This is a genomic window from Zunongwangia sp. L-65 (assembly GCF_056859415.1).
On sequence record NZ_JBSXOK010000025.1, the window covers coordinates 51,382 to 58,537 of the forward strand.

Annotated in this window: 4 protein-coding genes; all 4 read left to right on the forward strand. The window is 37.8% G+C overall.

What is annotated here, in order from left to right; genetic code table 11:
* Positions 1-60 precede the first annotated feature (60 nt).
* Complete coding sequence (locus AC13DP_RS01455) at positions 61-2,214, forward strand: alpha-glucuronidase family glycosyl hydrolase (protein WP_347406421.1); 2,154 nt, start codon at positions 61-63, stop codon at positions 2,212-2,214.
* Between the two features lie 7 nt (positions 2,215-2,221).
* Positions 2,222-2,965, forward strand: coding sequence for an SDR family NAD(P)-dependent oxidoreductase (locus tag AC13DP_RS01460; RefSeq protein ID WP_228252257.1), 744 nt, complete (start codon positions 2,222-2,224; stop codon positions 2,963-2,965).
* Positions 2,966-3,078: 113 nt separating this feature from the next.
* Positions 3,079-4,203, forward strand: coding sequence for an endo-1,4-beta-xylanase (locus AC13DP_RS01465; protein ID WP_228252256.1), 1,125 nt, complete (start codon positions 3,079-3,081; stop codon positions 4,201-4,203).
* Positions 4,145-6,961 carry a glycosyl hydrolase 115 family protein gene (locus AC13DP_RS01470; protein ID WP_228252255.1) on the forward strand — a complete coding sequence of 939 codons (2,817 nt, stop codon included), beginning with the start codon at positions 4,145-4,147 and terminating at the stop codon, positions 6,959-6,961. Before AC13DP_RS01465 ends, AC13DP_RS01470 begins: the two co-directional genes overlap by 59 nt.
* The last annotated feature ends 195 nt before the right edge of the window (positions 6,962-7,156 follow it).

Genomic DNA, 7,156 nt, shown 5'->3' on the forward strand with positions numbered 1-7,156 from the left:
CTCTTTTTTTACATAATTTTCAGTCCGCAATCGTTTGTTTAGTTAAATCAAGGTCTCAAAATGAAAAAAAACATACTCTGCTTATTTCTAATAGTGATTAGCTCCCTTTCTTTTAGTCAAAATCCTTATGATCTGTGGCTGCAATATGATAATATTGAAGAACAGCATATTCTTGAAACCTATAAAAATCAGGTTTCTAATATCTACTTAAGTTTAAATTCGGCTACCGGCACTGTTATTAAGGAAGAAATCCAAAAAGCTTTTAAAGGTTTATTGGATATTGAACCAAAATTCGATTCCAAAACACCTAATCTTATCATTTCTACCCTCGACAAGTTAGATCCCTCGTTACAAAAAAAGCTACCTGAAATCTCCAAAATGAATGATGAAGCTTATGTTATCCAATATATTTCAGATAGGAAAGATGCACAAATCATCATTTCAGCTAATACAGAGAAGGGCTTATTATATGGCGTTTTCAACTTCATTAAGCACATGCAATTGCGCAATGACTTATCAAAATTATCAATATCGGATTCGCCTAAAATTCAAAAAAGACTTTTAAATCATTGGGATAATCTGGATAGAAGTGTGGAACGTGGATATGCCGGATTCTCTATCTGGGATTGGTATTTATTACCTGAATTGATAAAACAGGAATATATCGATTATGCCAGAGCCAACGCCTCTATAGGGATTAACGGTACTGTACTCACTAACGTAAACTCTAATGCTTTGGTATTAAGCCCAAGATATATTCAAAAACTAAAAGCGCTGGCTGATGTTTTTAGACCTTATGGCATTCAGGTTTATCTAACCGCAAGATTTTCGGCACCTATAGAAACTGGTGATTTAGAAACGGCCGATCCTCTTAATGCTGAAGTTAAGCAATGGTGGAAAAATAAAGCTGACGAGATTTACGCTGCAATCCCCGATTTTGGAGGCTTTTTAGTAAAGGCGAACTCTGAAGGACAGCCAGGTCCAAATAACTACGGAAGGTCTCACGTAGATGGTGCAAATATGCTTGCTGAAGCTGTTGCTCCTCACAATGGGATTATCATGTGGCGTGCTTTTGTATATTCTGAAGAAAAACCTGAAGACCGCGCAAAACAGGCCTATTCTGAATTTAAACCTTTTGATGGAAAATTTAAGGATAATGTGTTGGTTCAGGTAAAAAATGGAGCTATCGATTTTCAGCCACGAGAACCTTTCCATCCTTTATTTGGTGCCATGTCAAACACTCCTTTAATGATGGAATTTCAGATCACACAGGAATATCTGGGCGGAATGTCTCATTTGGTTTTCCTACCTCAACTTTTTGAAGAAGTTTTAGAAGAAGACACCTATACACAAGGCAAAGGAAGCACAGTAGCCAAAATAATAGATGGACAACTAAGCAATAAAAAGCTTACCGGGATGGCGGGTGTAGCTAATATAGGGACGGCAAAAAACTGGACAGGCCATCCTTTTGGTCAGGCAAACTGGTATGGCTTCGGCAGGCTTGCCTGGGATCCGGAAACCAGTGCTAAAACCATAGCACAAGATTGGCTTAAAATGACCTTTACGAATGATAGCGATTTTGTAGATCCTATGACCACATTATTACTAGAATCCAGAGAAGCTGTGGTTAATTATATGACGCCGCTTGGATTACATCATATAATGGCAGCAAATCATCATCAGGGCCCCGGGCCATGGGTTAAAGATATGCCCAGACCAGATTGGACATCGGTATATTATCACAAAGCAGCTGTAGACGGAATTGGCTTTGACAGAACTTCAAGCGGAAGTAATGCCTTAGAGCAATACGCCCCGGAAATTCAGAAAAAATATAGTGATCCCGCAACCACACCGGACAAATATCTGCTTTGGTTTCATCATTTACCCTGGGACTATAAAATGAAAAGTGGCAAAACACTTTGGTATGAAATTGCCGCACATTATCAAAAAGGAGTTGAACAGGTTGAAGACATGCAGAAAACCTGGCAAACAATGCAGGAATATGTAAATCCGCAGGTTTTTGAAAAAACAAATATGCTCTTGAACATCCAGTTAAAAGAAGCTAAACAATGGCGAAATGCCTGCCTCCTTTATTTTCAGCAATTTTCGAAAATGGATTTCCCGGATTTCATTCCTGAAATGACAAAAGACCTAAACTATTATAAATCATTGAAGCTGCCTTATGCTCCCGGTATAAGCCCTTCATGGAATTAAAAATGATATGAACTCGAATTTAACTGCTATAGTAACCGGTGGTAACGCCGGACTAGGATTTGCCACAGCTAAAAAACTTTGTAATGAAGGAATAACTACATACGTTATTGGCCGAAACAAAGAAAAAACTTTAAAAGCCTGCGAAGAAATTGGCGAATACGCAAAACCATTCATTTTAGATTTAACCGAATTGGATAAAATCCCTGCGGCGATTACCGAAATTGCTAAAGAAGCAGGCAGAATCGACATCCTGGTTAATAATGCAGGAATCAACATGAAAAAAGAATTTCTGGAAGTCGAAAATGATGAATTTCAGAACATCTTGCATACAAATGTTACCAGCGTTTTTGCCATAAGCCGGGAAGTTGCAAAAGTGATGAAGGAAAACGGCAAAGGAAGTATTATCAACATCAGTTCAATGGCTGCGCAATATGGGATTCCACATGTAATTGCCTATTCTGCCAGTAAAACTGCTATTGAAGGAATGACAAGAGCTATGGCAGTAGATTTGGCGAAGTTTGGCATACGGGTAAATTGCGTGGCTCCCGGATTTATTAAAACAAATATGTCTAGCAAAGCTTTAGACAGTGATCCAGAGCGTAAAAATAAAGTACTGGGAAGAACTCCTATGGGTAAATTAGGTGAACCTGCAGATATTGGCGATGCTGTTTTTTACTATGCCACAGATCTTTCAAAATTCACCACAGGAACAGTGTTACCTATCGATGGTGGTAATTCAATTGGCTTTTAAGCATACAAAGTAAACGATCCTGAGCCAAGGCTCGGAGCTTTTAATTTCGATGATCGAACAAAACAATAAAAGAATTAACCAGACCTGAACCTGGTATACATAATGCGTAAAAAATGAAACATAAAAAACAACTGCACTATCTTTTGATCTTATTGCTTTTTGGCATTATTTCGTGTAAGGATCAGCAAAAAACAAAGGATATTACTGCTGAAGAAGACCCAAAGAAAGAAAAGGGACTCAAAGATTATTTTGCCGAAGATTTCCCTATGGGCGTTGCGGTTTCACCGGCTTCACTTGAAGGAAAATCAAAAGAATTAATTTTAGCGGAATATAACAGCTTAACTCCTGAAAACGTAATGAAAATGGGGGTAATTCATCCAAAAAAAGATGAATTTAACTGGGCACCAGCCGATAAAATAGTAGCATTTGCTCAGGAAAACGGGCTTAAAGTACGCGGTCACGCCCTGGTTTGGCATCAACAAACCGGTGACTGGATTTTTAAAGATGACAAGGGCAATGATGTTAGCAGGGAGGTCTTACTAGACCGAATGAAAGCTCATATCGACTCGGTTGTTGGTCGATACAAAGGAAAAATATATGCCTGGGATGTGGTGAATGAAGCAATTGACGATAATCCGCAGAACTTTCTAAGAAATTCAAAGTGGCTTGAAATCATCGGAGATGATTTTCTTACCAAAGCATTTGAATTTGCTCACGCAGCCGATCCCAATGCCAAGTTATTTTATAATGATTACAATATTATTATTCCGGAAAAAAGAGACCGCGTTTTAAAACTAATCGATAAATTGAAAGCGGAAGGAGCGCCGATAAACGGAATCGGAATACAGGGACACTGGTCTGTTTTTAATCCAAGTGAAGAGGAGTTACAACAGGCTTTAAAAATGTATACGGAAACCGGTCTGGATGTGCAGATTACCGAACTGGATGTGTCTCTGTATAAATGGGAAAAAGAACAACGGGAACGACGCTCGGACGATTCAGATGAGTTTACCGAAGAACGTAAACTTGCCCAAATAGAAGCCTATCAAAAGTTCTTTAAAGTATTTAGGGAATATCGAGATAAGCTTACCGGGATCACTTTTTGGAATATTGCAGATCGCTATTCCTGGTTGGATCACTATCCTGTAGAAGGACGAAAAAACTATCCATTATTATTTGATGAAAATTACCAGAGAAAACAAGTTTATGATTCAGTTATCAAATTCAGTAAAAAATAGTAAGTATCTATTTTCTGCACTTTGCATTCTCCTGGGTTGTGCAATGTACGGACAAAAAAATATTGTCTCACATACATCTGGTGAGGGCAGTTTCGGTTTAGTAACCAGCAAAAAGACTTCAAAATTAGTATTAGACCCTTCAGATTTTGAAGGAGTAAATATTGCTGCAAAAAACTTTCAAAAAGATATTGAGCGGGTAACCGGAAAATTACCTGAGTTTATTTCCGAAGTAAAAGGAAACGGAAATGTAATTATTGGGACTATTGGTAGAAATAAAATGATCGATAGCCTGATTCAGCATCAAAACATCGACGTTTCTAAAATTCAGGGAAAATGGGAAGCCTATAGCATTAAAAAAATAGGGGAAGATCTTTTGATTATTGGTAGCGATAAACGCGGAACTATTTTCGGTATATACGAACTGTCAAAGCAAATTGGTGTTTCTCCCTGGTACTGGTGGGCGGATGTGCCGGCAAAAAAAGCAGATGAATTGTATATTGACAACGCTGGCTTAACCAGTACCGGTCCTAAAGTTCAGTATCGTGGGATTTTTATTAACGACGAAGCTCCTGCCCTATCCAGTTGGGTTACCGAAAATTACGGTAAGTTTAATCATGAATTCTATGAGCCGGTTTTTGAACTTATTCTACGCTTAAAAGGAAATTATATGTGGCCTGCAATGTGGGGAAAAGCTTTTTATGATGATGATCCTGAAAATGGTGTTTTAGCAGATAAATATGGCATCGTTATGGGAACCTCTCACCACGAACCACTGATGCGCGCCCAGGCTGAATGGGGACGCTATGGTAGCGGTGATTGGAATTATGAAACCAACGCAGATACTTTAAAAAGCTTTTGGCGCAAGGGGATTGAACGAATGGGCGACCGTGAAAGCCTGGTTACCATTGGCATGCGTGGCGATGGGGATGAACCAATGACTGAAGGCACCGCCATTAGCTTACTGGAACGTATTGTTAAAGATCAGCGCGAGATTATAAGCGATGTAACCCAAAAACCAGCTGAAAAAACACCGCAAGTCTGGGCACTTTATAAGGAAGTTCAGGATTATTACGATCAGGGAATGCGCGTACCTGATGATGTAACCTTACTACTTGCTGATGATAACTGGGGAAATATCAGAAAGCTGCCTAAACTTAAAGATAGTACTAGAAGCGGAGGTTATGGGATCTATTATCACTTTGACTATGTTGGCGGGCCAAGAAGTTATAAATGGATAAATACCACTCAAATTTCCAGAGTTTACGAGCAGATGTCGCTTGCTTACGCCTATCATGCCCGTAAGGTTTGGATTGTAAATGTTGGTGATTTAAAACCTATGGAGTACCCTATTAGTTTCTTTTTAGATTATGCGTGGAATCCGGAAGCTATTAAAATTGAAGAACTAAAGGCTTATCCTGAACAATGGGCTGCCGCTCAATTTGGAGAAAAGTATGCGCCTGAAATTGGAGAATTGCTACAAAAATATACCACGTATAACAGCCGAAGAAAACCCGAATTGCTATCTGAAAGAACCTATAGTTTAACGCAGTTTAATGAAGCTGAAGAAATCCTAAATGAATTTAATACATTAGAAAAAAAAGCAGATGAAATTGCTGAAAAATTGGCTCCAAAGTATCAATCGGCTTATTTTCAACTGGTGTTACACCCGGTAAAAGCTTCCGCAAATCTAAACAGAATGTATATCGCAGTGGCTAAAAACAAGCTTTATGCGGAACAACAAAGAAATACTACTAATACTCTTGCAGAAAAGGTTTCAGAATATTTTGATAAAGATGAAGCATTGACTTCAGCCTATCATACTATTGAAGATGGCAAGTGGAACCATATGATTTTTCAGCCTCATATTGGTTATTCTTCCTGGAGCGATCCTAAGCAAAATATCAAGCCGGAAACGATTAATATCGAAGTTCCCGAAGCAGCTGGTTTAGGTGTGGCTATACCGAATAGCAAAGATTATTTTCCAAAAAAAACGGATCTTAGCTTACCAATATTTGATAAAAACAATACTGAATCTTATGTTGAAATTTTTAACCGCGGAAATGAAAAATTAGAAGTTAAACTAAAGAAATTGCCTAAATGGCTAAAAGCTTCTAAAACTAAAGCTGAAATTGGTGAACAGGAGCGTATCGTTTTAGCATTAGTTTCTGAAAAATTACCTAAGAACATTACCAAAGAAAGTTTTGTAATTAAATCTGATAATGAAAAAGTAAAAATAGAGGTTTCTTACCAGCCATTTAGTTTTGTTCCTAAAGGTTTTGTGGCTAAAAACGGAATTATAAGTCTCCCTGCAAACAAATTTTTGGAATACAAAGGCTGGGAAATAATTCCTGATTTAGGGCGAAGAGACATTGCCTTAAGACCAGAGAGCAGTTTTAGTCAGGAAGCTTCTGAAAATGCAAGCCTAACGTATCAATTTACGATTAAAGAAAATACTACAGCAAAAATAAACTTTTTAATCTCACCAAGCTTAGATTTCCTCGATAATGGCGGACTCAAATTTGCTTATTCCATAGATGATGGTACGCTAAAAACCCTGAATTTGCTTAAGGACACTAAAGATCACTGGGGCATTGCTGTAAGTAATAATGTCACTAAAGTTGTTCAGGATCTAAGCTTAGAAAAAGGGGTGCATCAACTAAAGATTTATGCGGTAGATCCGGGAGTTGTGTTACAGCAAATTATTATTGAAACCAGTACCTCAAATCCGTTACAGACTTACTTAGCGCCAAAAGAATAATTGTATGTTCCATATACAATTAGTTTAGTTTAATTAGAGTAAAGTCGGGTGGTACCCAGTCATGGTCGGAAGATTATTCTTCCGACTTTTTTGTTATAAAGACTTTTTTCTTAATTATAATACCGAAGGAAATATATGAATAACCTACTGGTTATCAGATAAATAACTTGCTTTTATTCTTTGTTTTTTGTATCT

Bases quoted from the DNA above. Each gene is read 5' to 3' on its own strand.
- AC13DP_RS01460 (WP_228252257.1), top strand. From the start codon at position 2,222: ATGAACTCGAATTTAACTGCTATAGTAACCGGTGGTAACGCCGGACTA.
- AC13DP_RS01470 (WP_228252255.1), top strand. From the start codon at position 4,145: ATGAAAATTACCAGAGAAAACAAGTTTATGATTCAGTTATCAAATTCA.
- AC13DP_RS01465 (WP_228252256.1), top strand. From the start codon at position 3,079: ATGAAACATAAAAAACAACTGCACTATCTTTTGATCTTATTGCTTTTT.
- AC13DP_RS01455 (WP_347406421.1), top strand. From the start codon at position 61: ATGAAAAAAAACATACTCTGCTTATTTCTAATAGTGATTAGCTCCCTT.